General features: G+C 55.9%; 13 protein-coding genes. 5 read left to right on the top strand and 8 right to left on the bottom strand.

Annotated elements, in window-relative coordinates; genetic code table 11:
* Positions 1-342: 342 nt before the first annotated feature.
* Positions 343-1,563 (top strand): multidrug effflux MFS transporter, encoded by a 1,221-nt coding sequence (locus tag RUDLU_RS0121210; RefSeq protein WP_027303273.1) that lies wholly within the window; start codon positions 343-345, stop codon positions 1,561-1,563.
* A 316-nt stretch (positions 1,564-1,879) separates the two neighbouring features.
* Here RUDLU_RS0121210 and RUDLU_RS27915 read toward each other — a convergent pair whose 3' ends face one another.
* Positions 1,880-2,320, bottom strand: a complete 441-nt coding sequence (locus RUDLU_RS27915; protein WP_019990441.1) for a VOC family protein — start codon at positions 2,318-2,320, stop codon at positions 1,880-1,882.
* A gap of 184 nt (positions 2,321-2,504) precedes the next feature.
* Here RUDLU_RS27915 and RUDLU_RS0121200 point away from each other — a divergent pair, with 184 nt between their 5' ends.
* Both RUDLU_RS0121200 and RUDLU_RS0121195 read left to right on the top strand, forming a co-directional pair.
* Complete coding sequence (locus RUDLU_RS0121200; protein ID WP_019990440.1) at positions 2,505-3,623, top strand: glycoside hydrolase family 18 protein; 1,119 nt, start codon at positions 2,505-2,507, stop codon at positions 3,621-3,623.
* Between the two features lie 196 nt (positions 3,624-3,819).
* On the top strand, positions 3,820-5,202 hold the full coding sequence (locus RUDLU_RS0121195) for a S8 family peptidase (protein WP_019990439.1): 1,383 nt from the start codon (positions 3,820-3,822) through the stop codon (positions 5,200-5,202).
* Between the two features lie 84 nt (positions 5,203-5,286).
* Here the strand turns inward: RUDLU_RS0121195 and RUDLU_RS0121190 are convergent, their stop codons facing one another.
* Both RUDLU_RS0121190 and RUDLU_RS27910 read right to left on the bottom strand, forming a co-directional pair.
* The gene (locus tag RUDLU_RS0121190; protein WP_019990438.1) at positions 5,287-6,306 is read right to left on the bottom strand and encodes an alpha/beta hydrolase; all 1,020 of its coding nucleotides are present in this window, start codon (positions 6,304-6,306) and stop codon (positions 5,287-5,289) included.
* Positions 6,307-6,508: 202 nt separating this feature from the next.
* Positions 6,509-7,726, bottom strand: a complete 1,218-nt coding sequence (locus RUDLU_RS27910) for a hypothetical protein (protein WP_027303271.1) — start codon at positions 7,724-7,726, stop codon at positions 6,509-6,511.
* A gap of 269 nt (positions 7,727-7,995) precedes the next feature.
* On the opposite strand from RUDLU_RS27910, the gene RUDLU_RS0121180 reads away from it, so the two are divergent.
* Positions 7,996-8,430, top strand: a complete 435-nt coding sequence (locus RUDLU_RS0121180) for a hypothetical protein (RefSeq protein WP_019990437.1) — start codon at positions 7,996-7,998, stop codon at positions 8,428-8,430.
* A gap of 149 nt (positions 8,431-8,579) precedes the next feature.
* Here RUDLU_RS0121180 and RUDLU_RS0121175 read toward each other — a convergent pair whose 3' ends face one another.
* The 4 genes from RUDLU_RS0121175 to RUDLU_RS0121160 all read right to left on the bottom strand — a co-directional run bounded on the left by RUDLU_RS0121175 (position 8,580) and on the right by RUDLU_RS0121160 (position 14,478).
* Positions 8,580-9,377, bottom strand: a complete 798-nt coding sequence (locus tag RUDLU_RS0121175) for a DUF2490 domain-containing protein (RefSeq protein ID WP_245581698.1) — start codon at positions 9,375-9,377, stop codon at positions 8,580-8,582.
* A 153-nt stretch (positions 9,378-9,530) separates the two neighbouring features.
* Positions 9,531-10,115, bottom strand: coding sequence for a DUF4082 domain-containing protein (locus RUDLU_RS0121170; RefSeq protein WP_019990435.1), 585 nt, complete (start codon positions 10,113-10,115; stop codon positions 9,531-9,533).
* Between the two features lie 81 nt (positions 10,116-10,196).
* The gene (locus RUDLU_RS0121165) at positions 10,197-11,672 is read right to left on the bottom strand and encodes a DUF1501 domain-containing protein (RefSeq protein WP_019990434.1); all 1,476 of its coding nucleotides are present in this window, start codon (positions 11,670-11,672) and stop codon (positions 10,197-10,199) included.
* Positions 11,673-11,733: 61 nt separating this feature from the next.
* Positions 11,734-14,478, bottom strand: coding sequence for a DUF1553 domain-containing protein (locus tag RUDLU_RS0121160; protein ID WP_027303269.1), 2,745 nt, complete (start codon positions 14,476-14,478; stop codon positions 11,734-11,736).
* Between the two features lie 184 nt (positions 14,479-14,662).
* Here RUDLU_RS0121160 and RUDLU_RS0121155 point away from each other — a divergent pair, with 184 nt between their 5' ends.
* Positions 14,663-15,802: an NAD(P)/FAD-dependent oxidoreductase gene (locus tag RUDLU_RS0121155; RefSeq protein WP_019990432.1), complete on the top strand. Its 1,140-nt coding sequence runs from the start codon at positions 14,663-14,665 to the stop codon at positions 15,800-15,802.
* Here the strand turns inward: RUDLU_RS0121155 and RUDLU_RS0121150 are convergent, their stop codons facing one another.
* Positions 15,803-17,401 (bottom strand): FAD-dependent oxidoreductase, encoded by a 1,599-nt coding sequence (locus RUDLU_RS0121150; RefSeq protein WP_019990431.1) that lies wholly within the window; start codon positions 17,399-17,401, stop codon positions 15,803-15,805.
* Between the last annotated feature and the right edge of the window lie 230 nt (positions 17,402-17,631).

Genomic DNA, 17,631 nt, shown 5'->3' with positions numbered 1-17,631 from the left:
AAGACCGCTTGGGCGCCATTGCGGTATTGTCGGTGATTAGAACCCCCAACCCGACATTTGTTACAGCCTGACGAAAAAAAATTTCAAGCCGACTCTTCAGCCCGCAAAAAAAACTATAACTTTTTCTGGACAATACAAAAGATAAACAACCCATACGCTTACACTGCACAAGGCTTACCGGATTGCTGCAGCGCCTATAGAGTAAGCTAATAGTTATGTAAACCAACCGACACAATTAACTCATTTCCATCTCCTTTTACTCACTTCCCCACTAAAAATAGCTCAGACAGGAACAATCCTACCCGCCCCGGCGTCTATTTATCAGGCACCTCTTGTAATGGTATGACGCGTAGACAGCATTTTGTGATTATTCTGATTTTGGGCACACTCTCCACAATCAGTCCGTTTTCGATTGACATGTACCTGCCGGGGTTTCCGGCCATTGCCAAAGACCTCAACACCACCATTGATAAGGTACAGTTTTCGCTGACAGCCTACTTTTTCGGGATTGCCGCCGGTCAGATGCTGTACGGCCCCCTGCTCGACCGGTTCGGGCGCAAAATACCGCTCTATGCGGGTTTAGGGCTGTATTTACTCGCTTCGGTGGGGTGTGCCTTTACCCATTCTATCGAGATGCTCGTGCTGATGCGATTGTTGCAGGCACTGGGCGGCTGCGTGGGCATGGTGGCGGCACAGGCCCTCGTGCGCGATCTGTTTCCGGTAAGCAACATTGCGCAGGTTTTCTCTCTGCTGACGCTCGTCATTGCTGTATCGCCCATGATTGCCCCCACCGTGGGTGGCTACGCTACCGTAGCTTTCGGCTGGCACTCTATTTTTCTGATTCTGGCCGGTATCACGGTATTGATTCTGGTGGCGGTGTATTATGCTCTCCCCAATGGCCGCCCCGCCGACCCCTCCATTTCTTTACGGCCACAAGCTGTTTTGGGTAGCTTTTTTACGGTACTTCGGCAACCACAGTTTATGACGTATGCCTTTGCGGGTGGGCTCTCTACGGCCTCATCGTTTGCCTACATTGCGGGCTCCCCCGATGTGTTCATGAATCTCTACCACGTGAGCGAGCAGCAGTACGGCTGGATTTTCGCGTTTCTGGCCATCGCAGTGCTAGCCCCTAATCAACTGAATCACGTATTGCTCAAGCGGTTTTCCAACGAGCAGATTGTGCATACTACCCTCATTTACCAGTCGGCAGTGGGACTCATTATGGTCTTTGGTAGCTGGGCAGGCTGGTTCGGGCTGACGGGTCTGCTCGGGATGCTGTTTCTGTTTCTACTTGGTCAGGGGCTGGTTGGTCCCAACTCGTCGGCCCTGTCGATGATGCCCTTTGCCCGGCATGCGGGTAGTGCGGCAGCCCTGATGGGAAGCCTCAGAATGGGATTTGGCGCACTGGTGTCGGCTTTGGTGAGCCTGATGCACAACGGCACGGCCCTGCCCATGATTGGTATGATGACTTTCTGTGCCGTGGGTGGCCTGCTCATTCTGCTGATTGGTGAGCGCGCCATTGCCCACCGCAGCGACAGCGTAGCCCCTAAAGCCGCGCTGTAAACTGGCAAGCTCCAGAGATGTCATCTTGTTTGTCGGTATTGTACATTTGTTCGGCACAAAACAATTGCCACGCGGATGAAACGGATCAAGCTAATTTTCGCGGATCTACTCATCGGCGTGAATTCGGCAAATCGGTGTTATCCGCGTTCAATTGGTTTCGATTGTACCTTTTGTCCATTACTGAGATCTTATTTAGAGAGATGACATCCCTGGAGTTTGCCGTCACGAAACAGAGCCCTCTTAAACAAGAGATGACATCTCGCTTAGAGAGATGTCATCTCTAATAGCCCCTCACAGCGGTGTCATCGCCCAAACATTACACCTCGTTACCGACGCCCACCTCCGCCGGGCTGGCGTCTGGAACGGCCGTCATATCCATATATACGTAGCTCCAGCTGTGGCCGTCGAGGTCTTCAAAGCTCCGCTCGTACATGAAACCGTGGTCTTGAGCAGGTAACGGCGTGGTAGCGCCAGCCGCAACGGCCTTATCAACAATAGCGTCAACGGCATCGCGGCTATCGGCAGAAAGACTCACAATTACCTCTGCCGTTTGCGAGGTGTCGGCAATCGCTTTTTTCGTGAAGCTGTTGAAAAAAGGCTCAACGAGCAACATCACATAAATTGTGTCGCTAATGACCATACAGGTCGCCTTTTCGTCGGTAAACTGCGGATTAAAGGTGTAGCCAAGCTGCGTAAAAAACGCAACCGAACGGTTTAGGTCGCGCACAGGCAGGTTAACAAAAATCTGGGTTGCCATACGTATTGTTGTTTAGAGTACAGAACAAAGATACGCCGACTTTGAAGGGGGGCTGGTGGGCAAACAAGACAAGAAAGGGGGGTATTCGGGACAGCTTTGGAGCAAACTAAAAAGACTCCCTTACAGGCCAGAATAAACGGGCAACGACAAAAAACTCTTTCTTTGCGAAAAGCCCTTTTTCTGCATGAACCGCCTTCTGTTTTTACTGGCTCCAGCCCTGCTGGGCATTTCTTTTCTGGATAGTTTTAAGTCAGCGCCCAGGGCCAAACCGATTGTGCTGGCGTACGTTGGCGGCTTTCGGGGCCTGGTAGACACCGAACGGATCGAAGCCGAAAAACTCACCCACATCAACTACGCCTTTGTCGATATCAAAGCCAACCGGGCCTGGCTGCATAACCTCGCTACCGACTCGACCAATTTCCGCAAGCTGAACGCCCTCAAGCGCCGAAACCCTGATCTGAAAATCCTGATCTCGATTGGCGGCTGGGCCTGGAGCGAAAACTTCTCCGACGCCGTTCTGTCCGATACCTCGCGGGCAGCTTTCGCGGCTTCGGCGGTCGATATTGTACGTCAGTACGACCTCGATGGCATCGACATCGACTGGGAGTACCCCGGCATGAAAGGCGAAGACAACGTATTTCGGCCCGAAGACAACCAAAACTTCACGCTCATGTTCAAGGCCCTGCGCGAGGGGCTCAACACGCTGGGTACCCAAACGCGCAAGCCGTACCTGGTCACCACGGCCCTGCCCGGTTTTGAAGGCATTTTCACCCATACCAACATGGCCGAAGTGCACCCCTACCTCGATTTCATCAATGTAATGTCGTACGATTTTTACACGGGTGGCCCCACGGCCGGGCACCACACTAACCTGTACCCGTCGGGGAAGGTGGCTAATGAGTCGTCGGGCGACCGCGCCGTGCAACGTTACCGACAGGCGGGCGTTCCGGCCGAAAAACTGGTGCTGGGTATTGCATTTTACGGGCGCGCGTGGCAGCTACAATCTGCCGACCCGGAAGCTCATCCACGTACTATCCGGAAAGTGGAGCGGGGTGGCGGCTACACATATATCAAAGACAGCCTCCTCACCAACCCTGCCTACCAGCGACACTGGGATCGCCGGGCTAAAGCGCCCTACCTGTTCCGGGCCGAAAACCAAATTTTCTTTTCCTACGACGACGAGCAGTCGGTACGGGCTAAATGCCGATATGTAAAAAGGAACGGGCTCGCGGGCGTAATGTTCTGGGAATACTTCAGCGATCCGAAGGGGTATTTACTGCATGAAATTGACCGCCAATTCTGAGTAAAATGTCGGTATACTGATTATAAACGGCCTAAGTCAATATACTCAACTTAGTTGACTATACATTTCCATTCGCAACGTCGTACAAAAATGGCTATACTCAGACCATACGAACGATAACTAAAAAATTTTTGAGCCATATATTATGACGTTTAAATTTATATATATTGCGGAAATCATTAACACTAAATGAGCTATGCAAAATTTTCTTCGCTTTAATAGCTGGAAGCTTGCCAGTGCAGCTATCGCCTTATCAACAACACTCCTGACCACAGGTTGCCAACCTCAACTTGACCTCAATCCTAACCCGGCCGGAGCCGCCCGTAGTGCCGCCAGCGCTGACTTTGTCGAGGGCGAGGTTCTTGTCAAAATGGCTAAAGGCGCCGGTGTACAGGGCCTGGCCAACGCGCTCACCCGCGTAAAGGGTGAAGTTGCCGAGAAGATCCTGACCAAAATCATGGAACGGATGGGCGACACAGAAGGCGTCGTGCTGATCAAAACCAAAATGAACACGCTGGACGCTATCGAAGCCCTGCGGGGTGTTGAAGGTGTGGAGTTTGCCGAGCCAAACTTCATCTACCAGCACAATGCCGTTTCGAACGATCCGGGCCTGAGCCAACTCTGGGGCATGGGCGCAAATGGCAACCAGTTTGGTAGCCAGGCCATCACCGCCTGGGCTAACGGTAAAATTGGTTCGTCGACCGTGTACGTAGGTATTATTGACGAGGGTTACATGTACACCCACGAAGATTTGGCGGCCAACGCTGGAACGAACCCTTACGAAACAGCGGGCAATGGTGTAGACGACGACAACAACGGCTATGTGGATGATGTGTACGGCTGGGACTTTGCCGGTAACAACAGCAGCGTATTCGACGGTACGGCCGACGACCACGGTACACACGTAGCCGGTACGATCGGCGGTGTGGGTGGCAACGGTATCGGGGTTGCTGGTGTTAACTGGAACGTCAAACTGCTCTCGGGTAAATTCCTCGGTAGCCGGGGCGGTACAACAGCCAACGCAATCAAGGCAATTGACTACTTCACCGAACTGAAGAAGAAAGGCCTGAACATTGTAGCAACCAACAACTCATGGGGTGGCGGAGGCTTCTCACAAGGGTTGCAGGACGCCATTGAGCGCGCTAATCAGGCGGGTGTTCTCTTCATTGCAGCCGCCGGCAACGGGGGTAGCGACGGTGTAGGCGACAACAACGACAACGTGGCAAACTACCCATCGAACTACCCGAACGCCAACGTTATTGCGGTGGCTTCGATTACCTCATCGGGTGCCCTGTCGAGCTTCTCAAACTTTGGTGCCAACCAGGTTGACATCGGTGCGCCGGGTTCAGCTATTTACTCAACCCTGCCGGGTAAAGCGGGTAAGTCATCATACGGTTCATACAGCGGTACGTCAATGGCAACGCCACACGTAGCCGGTGCTGCGGCCCTGTACAAGTCGATCAACCCAGGTGCAACGGCTGCACAGGTTAAGGATGCCATCCTGAACTCAGCTACGCCGACGCCATCACTTTCTGGCAAAACCACAACGGGTGGCCGCCTGAACGTATCGACGTTCTAAGCAGTACCTTATTCCGTACAAACACGAAACCCACCGGTTACCGGTGGGTTTCGTGTTTTTTAGGCATACGCGCTTATTTTCAGTTCAACGTTTCCGGGGTGCAGGCTGAGTAGACAAATGCTGCGTGAAAAACGGAAGCATCTTCTGCTCGATGCGCTCGGCAATTTTGTTGATGTGGTCGCCATCGTACTCTTCGTACGTATGCTTCACGCCGTAGTTGGTCAGCAGGCCTGTAAGCACTTTGTTGTTAGCGGCAATACTGGCATCTTTCGAGCCCGCATCAAATGCCAGCGCCCGCAGTTGTTTGAGGTTACCAATGTACCCGTCAATGCTGGCAAGTGGCGCATTGGCGGCCCATTTGGCTATAACCGTCGGCTGCAACACGCCCTCTTTGGTGGGCAGGTCGAGGTAAAACGGCGGATTGGTCGGGTTGGGCGACCACGCAGCCGCCGACGCAAACATGGCCTTGGTAAAAAAGCCTGCCTTTTCGAGGTCAGCCTGGGTTTTTACTCCCTCCATACTCGCAATCATCTCGGGGCTACCGGGGCCATTCATGGCGGGCAACATACAACACGGACTCAGCAGGTACAGACTCGAAAAAATTTCGGGGTGTTTCTGCCCGATTCGGATAGAACCGTACCCACCCATTGAGTGCCCGGCCAACCCCCGGCTGGTAGCCTGCGGCAGCGTCCGGTAGTTTTTGTCGATAAAGTCCACGAGTTCGTAGGCCACAAAATCCTCCCAGTTGCCGATCGTGACCGAGTTGGAATACATACTCCCAAAATAGCGGTTATAGGCATTGGGGGTTACAATGATAAACTCACCGGTTTTGCCGTCGGCCAATGTTTTATCGACTACGGTAGGCAGGTTGATCCAGTGTTTGGTAAACCCGTACCACTTATCGTCGCTATCGGTGAAGCCGTGCAGGAAATAAATGACCGGGTACCGGCGATTACGGTCGGTCTGGTAGCTGGGGGGCAGGTACACCGACACGTCGCGGTCGGGGGAGTCGCCGGCGAGGTTGCCTTCCAGCCCTTTGCCGTGTACGTTGACCCGCTCCACTTTCCCGGTACGGGCCGGGGTGCTCTGAGCGAGTGCCGGCATCGTTTGCAACAACCCGCCACTTAGTAAAAGCAAAGCGATACAACGTTTGCGTAAACGCATTTTCGGAAACATACGATTTAGTTTTATACCCACACAAGCATCCGAAGCCTACTTTTTACCAGTCTTAGTCACCCGGATCGTTAACTGAGGGGCATTATCAGCTGCTAACCCTTTCGGTCAAGGCCACCAACACGCTCACTCTTTACGGTCTTTCTTTTGGTTTACGCGGTAAACAAATAAAGCAACGCCGTTTTTCCAGCTCCTGCACCCGCGCAACCAGGGCTATATTGGCCGTTTCGAGAACCTGAAGGCGCTCCACGAGGGCGTTTAGATCGTCAGGGGTATTCTGAACCAGAATCACATCGCCCTGCGCGTTAACCGACAGAAATTTGGTAGCGGCTGCCTGCGTGGGCGACTGATCTGTGAGCCCCGACAACCGTAATCCGCTGGTATGGGCAGTAGGGGCCACAATTTCCAGCCGGTTTTGGGGGTTGGTTGTACCAATCCCTACCCTGCTGGCTTCGTTTCCGAGCACCAAAGCATTACTGGCCTCTACTCGGGCATTGGCACCAATAGCCACTGCGTTTTGAATCCCACTTTTGGCCTGCGCATTGGCTCCAATCAAGACCAGACCCTCCACAAATTCGTTTAGCTTCTCGCCCGACCGAGCCCCAATAATCACGTTTTGTTTGCCCGTGGCCATCCGATAACCCGCCTGGAAACCCAGAAACACGTTTTCGTCGGTCCGCACCGTTTGCCCGCCCGCAGCATACCCCAAAAAGGTATTGAAGTTACCCCGTGCATAAATGGGCGCATTGAAACCGGTGCCAGCTGCTGTGCCGATAAACGTGTTACCATCGCCGGTACGGAAGTTTACGCCGGTTTTAAAGCCCAGATAGGTACCATTGGTGCTCAGGCTGTCTTCTCCGGCCACTTCATGCCCGATATAGGTTGCCCCGTTGCTCCGGACGGGGGCGTCTTTATCATTGTCGGTAGCAAACCGGCCAATCAGAATACTATTGACACCCTGAAAGGTGGAACCGGCTTCGCTCCCGATAAAAATGTTGCCAGGGCCGGTATTACTTCTGCCCGCACTTTGGCCGATCATCACCACGTTGGAGGCCCGGTTATCCTGACCAGCACTATTGCCAATCACAACGCTACTACTCACTTTGCGAAACCGCCCGCCATTACCGGCGGCAGGGCCGATTACGACACTGTACTCGACCGAGTCGGCCGATGAAGCGGCACCGAACCCGATAATAACGTTGGCTTTGTTGGTCACTTTTGTCGGTTGCCGTAGGCCAACCATGACATTCTGAAGACCGGGTCCAGTATTAACTGGTGTATTGATAATCAAATTGTCCTGAGCGATACCCGGTAAGGCGATCAGGCAGGCAAGTAGTGGGCTGTATTTCATGACGATGGAGGTTTATGAATTCGCCACAAATTGCCACGAATACACTGAACACCAACACACTCCCTACGTATAAATACTTACAACATACAGACTCAGGTCGCAATTTTAGTAAACGGTAGGTGGCCACTCAAACCCCATCCTGCCCCTGCACAACTGAACCCTAAAAAATACCGATTGAGCCGACCGACCCAACGACTCACCCACAAAACCAATGGATAAAGGCTACAGCCCGTAATAGCTTTGTCGGGACAAAACAACACAATACACGAATGAAACAGCTTATCGCCTTCCTCCTGATCGCCTTTGCCTTTACGGCCTGCAAAAAAGAAACGGACATTGAGCCCGGCCCCCTCGCCGACCGGTTTGCCGGTACGTACAAACTCAGCTCATTTCGGTATGTTGACGATACCCAGAAAATCGAGTTTCCAACCCTGCCTATGACCGCCAACGGTACGACCATTTCGGGGAAGGTAACGCTGACAAAAAAGTCGGATAAAACGCTCGACATGACATTTCTGCTCACAGCAACGGGCATGGACGACGAAAGCGTTACGTTTGAAGGGGTCGAGGTACGGCAGGTAGGGTCAGAATACGGCCTTTTTGCCGAGGGCAGCCGCATCGCCGATGTCGATGGCTCATCGGTGATTTTCAACTATTCCGAAAGCAATCCAAAGCTCGAAATGGCGTTTGTCGCCCGGAAATAAGCGGTTTGCGCGGTCGTTTGGCCCCCAGATACGCGACCAAAGCTGTGTATCTGGGGGTTCTGTCTGCCGTTTACTGGGTAGAGTTTACGGTTTACACTTGGGCAGCCCTGAGTACCTCTTCTTTCTACCTCCAACGCCTGACCTTTCTCTTAGTCCGACTGCGAGGGCAGCGTTTCTGATGGCGTTTTGTTATTGCGTCGATTCAATCGGTACGTGAGCGTCAGCACAACGTTGTGCTTGCTGGCCGCCAGCTTGGGCGTAAACACGCCTTGTTCGAACCGGGCCGGAGTGTAATTAACCTGATTGACCCACCCCACCTGCATCGTAAAGTTTCGGTCGAACTGATACCCCAGGCCGGCATATAACCGGTTGCGCTCGAATGCGGGTCCTTTAGGGTTCAGGAAAATCTCGTCGTACGACGACAGAAAAAACGTTTTGCTCGTTAGCTTGCGGTTATTGAGGGGCAAGAATACGTTCAGCCGGTAGCGAATCCGGCTCCGAAATGAATCGGAACCATCGCGAAACTGAAACCAACGCTGCTCAATTCGGTATCGGTGTTCGAACCGGAGCCGATCGAGGTATTGATTGATAACCAGTTGCTCCCACAAACGTTTCTCGGTGTTGAGCGGCCCGGCCGACAGATCGTTGTAGTCGTAGGTAGCGTACCGCCCGCCCGCCAGCGTAAAGGTAAAGTTTCGGTCGAGGTCGTAGCTGACGCCCCCCTTTAGCTCGTTGTAAAAAAACTGTTGAAACGGGCGGTAACTACGGCCCTGAATTTCGAAAAAGCCCCCCCAATGTTTAGGTCCCGATGGCAGTTGAAGTGTTGTAATCACCCACGACCCAAGCGGCTCGGGAGCAGGCACCGTAGTTTGGGCCAATGCCCCACCTACCCATCCGAAACTAAACAGCAAACAGGCCAATTGCCCAACCAAACGTTTATGCAACACCGGTATCTCCCTTTTTTAGCTACAAAGCTACGGTTGGTAACGGAAAGATAATTTTGAAGCCGCCAATATTAACAGTCCTCTAACACATAAAATCGGTGCGATAGGGGCCGCCTGCCAATGCACCATTGGTTTAGGCGTCGGCAGGCGGTAAACTTAATCGGCTATGAAGGTGAATTCGGGGAAACCGTAAGCTTCGTACTTCACATTGACGGCTGCGTCGGGGAATACGGGGGTAGCGGAGTTGCGGTAACAGGCATTATACACCAGAATACTGCCTTTGGTAAACGGCATAAAATCGCCCCCGGCCGTTTTGTAGGCAACCCCGTACTTCTTATTGGCCCCACCCGACTGACTGTTCACGCTAATCACGTATTTCTTGTTTGGCGTCAGGGCCAGGGGGTCAATGGCGTCGAGGGTGAGCTTGTCGGGGGCGGTTTGCTCCACCGTTTTCTGGCGAATGACCTGCTTAGTATCAAAATCCCAGATGATTAGTCGGTACGTTCCGGATTCGGGCATTTTGGCCCCCAGTTGCGTGATTTTGCCCGCTACTGACGCACTAAACACAAGCCCCAACTCCCACGGCCCCGACGCTCGTACGCTGGCCGACAGAGAACTCTCACTGCTCATAAAATTGGTCAGCGTATTCTCGGCGGGTTTGGCGGCTTCTTCTTTAGGGCTACAGCCGGGCAGGCTGAGCAGGCCCGCCACCAGAAAGGCATAGATGCGTGTCGTTTTCATGATTCAGATTTTTTGTCTGAACCATTGGTCGGTTGAACACCCCTCCCCCGAAACAACAGCGGCCCGGTCTTGAGCGAACGGTCAGGCCAGGATCGGCCGAATCACCTTACCGCCCACATCGGTCAGCCGGAAATTACGCCCCTGAAACTCGTACGTCAGCTTTTCGTGGTCGAGGCCCAGCAGGTGCAGAATCGTAGCCTGAAAATCGTGTACGTGCGTGCGGCCCTCTACCCCCTGATAACCCAACTCATCGGTTTGGCCGTAGCTGAAGCCCGGTTTTACGCCCCCACCGGCCATCCAGAGCGTGTAGGCCGAGGGGTTATGGTCGCGACCCATAAACGGAGCCGGGCGATTGTCGCGGTTTTCCTGCATGGGTGTTCGGCCAAACTCGCCACTCCAGACCACCAGCGTCTGATCGAGCAGGCCGCGCTGTTTGAGATCCATCAGGAGGGCGGTCATTCCCTGATCCACGTCGCGGCACTTCTGCCGAAAACCGACCTCTAGGGCCTCCTGCGAGCTGGAGCCGTGCGAGTCCCAGCCCCAGTCGAACAGTTGCACAAACCGCACACCCGACTCCACCAGTTTGCGGGCCAGCAGGCAGTTATTAGCAAACGACACCTGTCCCGGCGTGGTGCCGTACAGCTGATGGATTGACTGCGGTTCGCGGCTGATGTCCATCACTTCGGGCACTTCGAGCTGCATCCGAAACGCCAGTTCGTACTGACTCATGCGGGTGAGCGTTTCGGGGTCGCCAAACTCATCGTACGTTTGCTGGTTGATGCGATTGATGGCGTCGATACTGGCTTTGCGGAGATCGCGATTCACGCCCTTCGGGTCGTCGACAAAGAGCACCGGCTCGCCCGAGGTGCGGCACTGCACCCCCTGAAAAACCGAGGGCAAAAACCCGCTTCCCCAGATACTCTTGCCGGCTTCGGGGTACTTACCGCCCGATGTCAGCACTACATAACCGGGCAGGTTCTGGTTTTCGGTACCCAGCCCGTACGTGACCCACGTACCCATGCCGGGCCGCCCCAGGCGCGGGGTGCCGGTGTGCATCATCAACTGGGCCGGCGCGTGGTTAAACTGGTCGGTGTGCATGGCTTTCAGAAAACACACCTCATCGGCCATGTTGGCGAAGTACGGCAGGTGATCAGACACCCACGCGCCCGACTGCCCCCGCTGGGCAAACTGCCCCTGCGGCCCAAGCATTTTCGGAACGCCCCGGATAAAGGCAAACGTTTTTCCTTCCAGAAACGACTGCGGGCAATCCTGACCGTGCCAGCGGGCCAGTTCGGGTTTGTAATCAAACAGCTCCAGCTGACTCGGCGAGCCCGCCATGTGCAGGTAAATCACCGACCGGATTTTGGGCGGAAAATGCGCCTGTTTCGGGTCGAGCGGGTTGCTCACGGCGGGCGTGCTGCCGCCGAGCCCGCAACTGCTCAGCAACGATTGCAGCGCCAGCGCCCCCAGGCCACTTCCGCATTGTTTCAGAAAATGCCGCCGGGTTTCGAGTTGGGCGGCCGCCAACGCGGCTTCTTTGTCAATATTCAGGCGCATGGTACGCGTTGTATTTTTTCGGTGGGGCTCGCTGGTTTCTCATCCGTGCGGCCCCGGCCGGTCAGGACTTGGTCACAAACTCGTCAATATTCAATAGGGCGTTGGTCGCCATGGTCAGGGCCGCGTGTTTAGCATCGGGCCGACGCGCAAACTGTTTCAGGGCTGCGTCGTACAAAGCTTGCAGGGCCTCCTGCTTTTCGGGCGTAATGGGCCGCCCGATGGCCCGTTGGTACGCATCGGCCAATTGGGCTTCAACCTTAGGGTGTTTTTCCACGAGCCGGGCCAGTTGGTCGGCGGCTTCTACAAACACGGGGTCGTTGAGCAGGGTCAGTGCCTGCAACGGCGTGTTGGTCCGAATCCGTCGCGAAAGGCACACCTCCCGGCTACCGGCGTCAAAGCTCACCATCGACGGGTACGGCCCCGTGCGCCGAACAAACGTGTAAATTCCCCGCCGGTGGGCGTCTTCGCCTGTGCTGGGCTCCCACTTCAGGCTGCTGTTTACGGCCTGCCAGATACCGTCGGGCTGGTACGGCATAGTGGGTTTCCCGAAGGCTTTCCGGCTCAGTAACCCGCTCACGGCCAGAGCCTGATCGCGGATGGTTTCGGCCGGGAGCCGTAACCGGGCACCCCGCGCCAGCAACCGGTTTTGCGGGTCACGGGTTATGGCGTCGGGGGTCGCCTTCGACGACTGTCGGTAAGTTTTCGACAAAACCATGTACCGCAGCAGTTGCTTCATGCTCCAGCCCCAATCGCGCGAAAACCGCACGGCCAGGTAATCGAGCAGTTCGGGGTGGCTGGGTTTGGCCCCGGCCGTCCCAAAATCTTCGAGCGTCTCGACCAGCCCCACGCCAAACAGTTGCTCCCAGAACCGATTGACCGTTACGCGGGCCGTGAGCGGGTTGCGCGGGTCGGTGAGCCACTGTGCCAGGCCCAACCGGTCTTTGGGCAACGCTCGGTCCATCCCCCCAAGCGACTTCGGTACGTCGGGCTGCACCACCGGACCGGGGCTTAGCCAATTGCCCCGCACAAACAGGTGCGTAGGCCGGGCGTAGTCGGGGTCGGTAGGCAGTACAATAGGCGTATTGTTTGTTTTGGCCGCAATCAGGTCCAGATATGCCTGCTGCTGAGCCGCATCGCCCGGAAAGTCGGGAATGAGCGCAAACCAGTCAATCTGGAAAAAGTACGACTCGGGGTCGATGCTGGGGTTGGTGGCCGTCAGATACAAGTCGTGCCGCCCGGTTGTGGGTTTGATAGGCCAGCGTTGCAGCACTTTATCCCGCGCGTTGTTGCGGGTGGTATCGAGTTTTATCCGGCTCAGAAGTGGGCCGGTAGGGCTATCAAGGTGCAGTTCGATCACCCCGCCCGGTTGCTTCACGCTCAGGTGACTGAGCAGCTGGGTACGCCCGTCGAGCCGCATGTTGGGGAGTCGGCACGAGCCCCCGTGTTTGAGACCAATGTTTCGGTCACCGAGCAAAGCCCCTTTCTCGTAATTATCGGCAAAATGCGCGTGGTGCCGGGGTTCCAGATGCCGCAGGAAATACACCCAGTTGAATGTACCCCGGTACGGCCGGGCCGAGGTGGCCGCACCCGAATCGGGCAAAGCCCGGAGCCACGTCAGCATGGCCTGCGCTTTCGACTCGTCTTCGGGCTTGAATTGCCGTAAAAACGGGGCTTCGTCCTGCGTGTCTTCGTCGCGGGTGTTGTTGAAAAACGCCATGAACTTGTAATAATCCTCATGGCGAAACGGGTCGTACGGGTGGCTGTGGCACTGCACACACCCAAACGACGTACCCTGCCAGGCCTCCCAGGTCGTATTGACCCGGTCGATGAGGGCCGCCACCCGAAACTCTTCGTCGACGGTGCCGGTCTCATCGTTGTTCATCGTATTGCGGTGAAAACCAGTCGCAATGAGCAGATCGTCGGGCGGCAGTTTACCGGCCGGGAGCCGCTGCGCCAGCAGGTCACCGGCCAGTTGCTCGGTCGTGAAGCGGTCGAAGGGCATATCGGCGTTGAACGCCCGGATTACCCAGTCTCGGTAGGGCCAAATGGAGCGACCGTTGTCTTTCTGGTAGCCCCGCGAGTCGGCATAGCGGGCCAGGTCGAGCCACATGGCCGCCCACCGCTCGCCATAGCCCGAGGAAGCCAGCAACTCATCGACCAGTTGGGCGTAAGCCGTGTTCCAGTCGTCGGCTTCGCTGTACTTTTTTAGTTGTTCGGCCGTGGGGGGCAGGCCCGTCAGGTCGAGGCTTACCCGCCGGATGAGGGTGAGCCGGTCGGCTTCGGGGGCCATACTCAGCCCTTCCTCTTCGTGCCGTTTGGCCACAAATTTGTCGATGGCGTTCGTATCGGCATCGCTCGAAAACCAGTCCATAAAACCGGCCAACGCACCACCACCGGGCACGGCCGGGCGTTCGAGCGGGCGATAGGCCCAGTGGGTATCCCAGGCGCACCCTTCATCCACCCAACGGGTGAGCAACTGGATTTCTTCGGGTTTGAGCGGGTCGGCTTTGTAGGGCATCCGCTCCTCAGGGTCAGGGTCGGTCAGGCGTTTGATAAACTCGCTGTTGCGGGCATCGCCGGGAATAATGGCCGGGTGGCCCGATTTGGTTTTGGCCAGGGCCTCTTCGCGAAACAGCAAACTCAACCCACCGGCCTGTTTTACCCCGCCGTGACAGGCAATGCAGTGCTTGTTGAGAATCGGCTTGATCTGCGTATTATAGTCAACCCGATCAGAGGAGGGCCACAGCGAGAACACCCCGATGCTCAGGCCCGCCAATCCAATTAGGGTGTATATCCAGGTCTTCATTCAGTCTGCGTAAACTTCTTTCTGAAAACAGGCGGGGAACAGTAACTTACTCATTCAGAAACCCGGAAAAACACATTTCTGTCCGGCATTGATCACAAAACCATTCATTAACCCGGCCGGTTTAGGTAAAAGGGGGGTTTCGTTTTCACAAAATCACACAGTTACACTGTCACGCATTGTTTTTATGCCGGATGTAGTCATTATCGGGGGCGGATTGGCCGGGCTGGTGAGCAGTCTGGAACTGGCACGGGCGGGTTTTGCCGTAACCCTGATCGAGCGCAAAACGTACCCATTTCACCGGGTTTGTGGCGAGTACGTATCCAACGAAGTGCGCGGGTATCTCACAGCCCTCGGCATCGACCTGAACGGGTTAGGCGCAGCCCAGATTACCCAGTTCAGGCTTTCGTCGCCTTCAGGCCGGTTGCTGGAGGCCCCGCTCGATCTGGGCGGGTTTGGCATCAGTCGCTACACCCTCGACTATGCGTTGTACCAGTTGGCACAAGCGGCCGGGGTGACCTTTGTGCTCGGCAAACAGGCTGAGGCCGTCCATTTTGATGCAACAAAGGGTCTGTTTGCCGTAGACCTCAACGATGGGCAAACGCTCTCGGCCCGGCTCGTGATCGGTGCGTTTGGCAAACGCTCCCGGCTCGACAAAGCCCTCGACCGGCCGTTTATGCGGCAATCGGCTCCGTACATTGGTGTAAAATACCATATCGAGCCCGGCCCCAAATCTGAGCCTTTCCCCACCGATTTGATTGCCCTGCACAACTTCCGGGATGGCTACTGCGGGATGTCGGCCATTGAAGCGGGGAAGTACTGCCTGTGCTACCTCACTACCCGCCAAAATCTCCGGCAGTTTGGCAATATTCCCGATATGGAACGGACGATTCTGGCCCAAAACCCCCATCTGCGCCATGTTTTTGAAACCTACGAGTTTCTGTACGACAAGCCTGAAGTGATCAACGAGGTTTCGTTTGCGCCCAAAAGGGCCGTCGACATGCACATGCTTATGGCGGGCGATTCGGCGGGGCTTATTACTCCGCTCTGCGGCAACGGTATGGCGATGGCTATTCATGGGGCCAAACTGGCGAGCGAGCTGTCTGTTGCATTTCTACAAAACAAACTGAGCCGCCCCGAACTGGAACGGCTCTATGAACAACGGTGGAAAGCCCTGTTTGCGCGTCGGCTTTGGGTGGGCCGCACCGTGCAGCGGCTCTTTGGCAATGTGCGGCTCTCCGAACTGGCGGTTTCGGCGTTTGGGTTGGTGAAGCCTGCCCTCCGGGGTGTAATGCGGCAAACCCACGGCGAGGAAGTGGCGGTTTAACTACGCTTGGGGAGTAACTTTAGCCAACAGCGCGGGCCAGTCGACACCAGCCTGAATGGTTTGCAGGTGGGGCAGTTGGCCGTTTTGCATTAGCTCCCTGATGATGGCGATATCGGTATCCCGCCCGAGCGACGCAACCGCTTTCACGACTCCATCGACCCCGTAAAAGGCCAGAAACGAATCGTCGGTTTCGGGGTCGCCGTCGTAGATTATCTGGTCAAACTGCTCGGCGTGGCCTACGTAATTGATGCGCTTTCCCTGCTGATTGGTCCAGAAAAACGGCGCCATGCGGTAGGGTTCCGGGGCATCCGGGCGGGCCATGTTCAGGCCTGCTACGTGGCCCTGCTGCCCGGCTACTTTCCAGTGTTCAATACGGACCGGGCCATCGGGGGTTGGGAAATGGGCAATGTCGCCCGCAGCATACAGACCGTCGGCCAGTTGGAGGTACTCATCGGTCAGTACGCCCCCATCGTCGGCGCGGGGTACGTTTTCGAGAAAATCAGTTCGGGGTTTCACCCCCAGCCCCAGCAGTACCACATCGGCGGGTAGCGACAGTCCGTTGTCGAGCACTACGGTGCTCACCTCACCCGTACCGTCGAACTGCCGCACCTCCCGGCCGAGGTGAAACCGGATACCCGCTTTTTCGTGCCATCCCTGCACCAACCGACCGATTTTTTCGCCCAGCACCTTGGCAAACGGAACAGCCTCCCGACCCACTACGGCCACCTCAGCCCCCAGTTTACGCAGGCTCATAGCCGCTTCGAGCCCGATAAACGAGCTACCCACGATCACCACCCGCTTGCCCTGCTGCCCCAGCAAGCGCAACTGACTACTATCGGTCAGGGTCCGCAGGGTGAACACATTGCGGAGGTCGGCACCGGGCACGGGCAGGTGGTTTGGCGCTCCACCGGTGCAAATCAGGGCTTTGTCGTACCGGATTGTCTCGCCCGACTGCAACACAATTTCTTTGATCGCGGCATCGAGCCGTTTCACCGGCGTTTCGGTGCGTATTTCGATGCCGTATTGTTTGTAAAAATCCGGCTCGCGCAAGGGCATCCATTCGGCCGGAGCCTTACCCTGTAAGTAATCTTTGGAACAGTTGGGCCGGTCGTAGGGTTGGTTTGGGCTTTGGGTCAGCATCACGATTCGGCCCGTGAAGCCCCCTTCGCGCAGGGCCTCGGCGGCAAAAGCCCCGGCCCCACCCGCCCCAACAATGACGTAGGTTTCGGTGCTATGGGCCTGTGGGGCCGCCAGCGGATTGGTTCGGCTTTGGGCATCGGTCGTCAGCCGCACCAGCACCTGATCGCTCTCAATCCGCACTTCGTGCATGGGCAGGCCATTTAGTGCGGGGGCTTCGAGCCGGTGGCCGGTTGTGGCGTCGAAACAGGCATTGTGCCACGGACACACGAGCCGGTGGCCATGCAATACGCCCTTGGCGAGCGGGGCACCATAGTGCGAGCATTTGGGGTAAAGCGCGTAGTACTGCCCATCGACACGGGCAAGAAGTACATCCGTGTCGCCCACCCGAACTTCTTTCAGTTGGCCATCGTGCAGGTCGTCAATATGGCACACGGCCGCTTCGGTGTAGTCAGTCGTCATAAACGTCAGATTTCCGACTAAACACCCAGCGACTCAAACGGGCTAAAAAACAGAGCGAAGGGTTTCAGGAGGCTCATTCAATATGGCCTGGGGCTGAAAAGCTCCGTTTGTGACGACGAGCGAAACGATGGCTGAAGGATGCCTTTTGGCTTCGGTACGCCAGGGCTTGGACTTTAGCTTTTCGACGACTTCCCCTCGCTATCGATACGAGCATTGTAGACAATATTGTC

The organism is Rudanella lutea DSM 19387, assembly GCF_000383955.1.
In the GTDB taxonomy this organism is placed as follows: domain Bacteria; phylum Bacteroidota; class Bacteroidia; order Cytophagales; family Spirosomataceae; genus Rudanella; species Rudanella lutea.
The sequence above is the reverse complement of the archived record's forward strand: the minus strand, read 5'-3'. Positions and strand labels throughout refer to the sequence as shown.

Bases quoted from the DNA above. Each gene is read 5' to 3' on its own strand.
- RUDLU_RS0121195 (WP_019990439.1), top strand. From the start codon at position 3,820: ATGCAAAATTTTCTTCGCTTTAATAGCTGGAAGCTTGCCAGTGCAGCT.
- RUDLU_RS0121155 (WP_019990432.1), top strand. From the start codon at position 14,663: ATGCCGGATGTAGTCATTATCGGGGGCGGATTGGCCGGGCTGGTGAGC.
- RUDLU_RS0121160 (WP_027303269.1), bottom strand. From the start codon at position 14,478: ATGAAGACCTGGATATACACCCTAATTGGATTGGCGGGCCTGAGCATC.
- RUDLU_RS27910 (WP_027303271.1), bottom strand. From the start codon at position 7,726: ATGAAATACAGCCCACTACTTGCCTGCCTGATCGCCTTACCGGGTATC.
- RUDLU_RS0121165 (WP_019990434.1), bottom strand. From the start codon at position 11,672: ATGCGCCTGAATATTGACAAAGAAGCCGCGTTGGCGGCCGCCCAACTC.
- RUDLU_RS0121190 (WP_019990438.1), bottom strand. From the start codon at position 6,306: ATGCCGGCACTCGCTCAGAGCACCCCGGCCCGTACCGGGAAAGTGGAG.
- RUDLU_RS0121170 (WP_019990435.1), bottom strand. From the start codon at position 10,115: ATGAAAACGACACGCATCTATGCCTTTCTGGTGGCGGGCCTGCTCAGC.
- RUDLU_RS0121200 (WP_019990440.1), top strand. From the start codon at position 2,505: ATGAACCGCCTTCTGTTTTTACTGGCTCCAGCCCTGCTGGGCATTTCT.
- RUDLU_RS0121180 (WP_019990437.1), top strand. From the start codon at position 7,996: ATGAAACAGCTTATCGCCTTCCTCCTGATCGCCTTTGCCTTTACGGCC.
- RUDLU_RS0121210 (WP_027303273.1), top strand. From the start codon at position 343: ATGACGCGTAGACAGCATTTTGTGATTATTCTGATTTTGGGCACACTC.
- RUDLU_RS27915 (WP_019990441.1), bottom strand. From the start codon at position 2,320: ATGGCAACCCAGATTTTTGTTAACCTGCCTGTGCGCGACCTAAACCGT.
- RUDLU_RS0121150 (WP_019990431.1), bottom strand. From the start codon at position 17,401: ATGACGACTGACTACACCGAAGCGGCCGTGTGCCATATTGACGACCTG.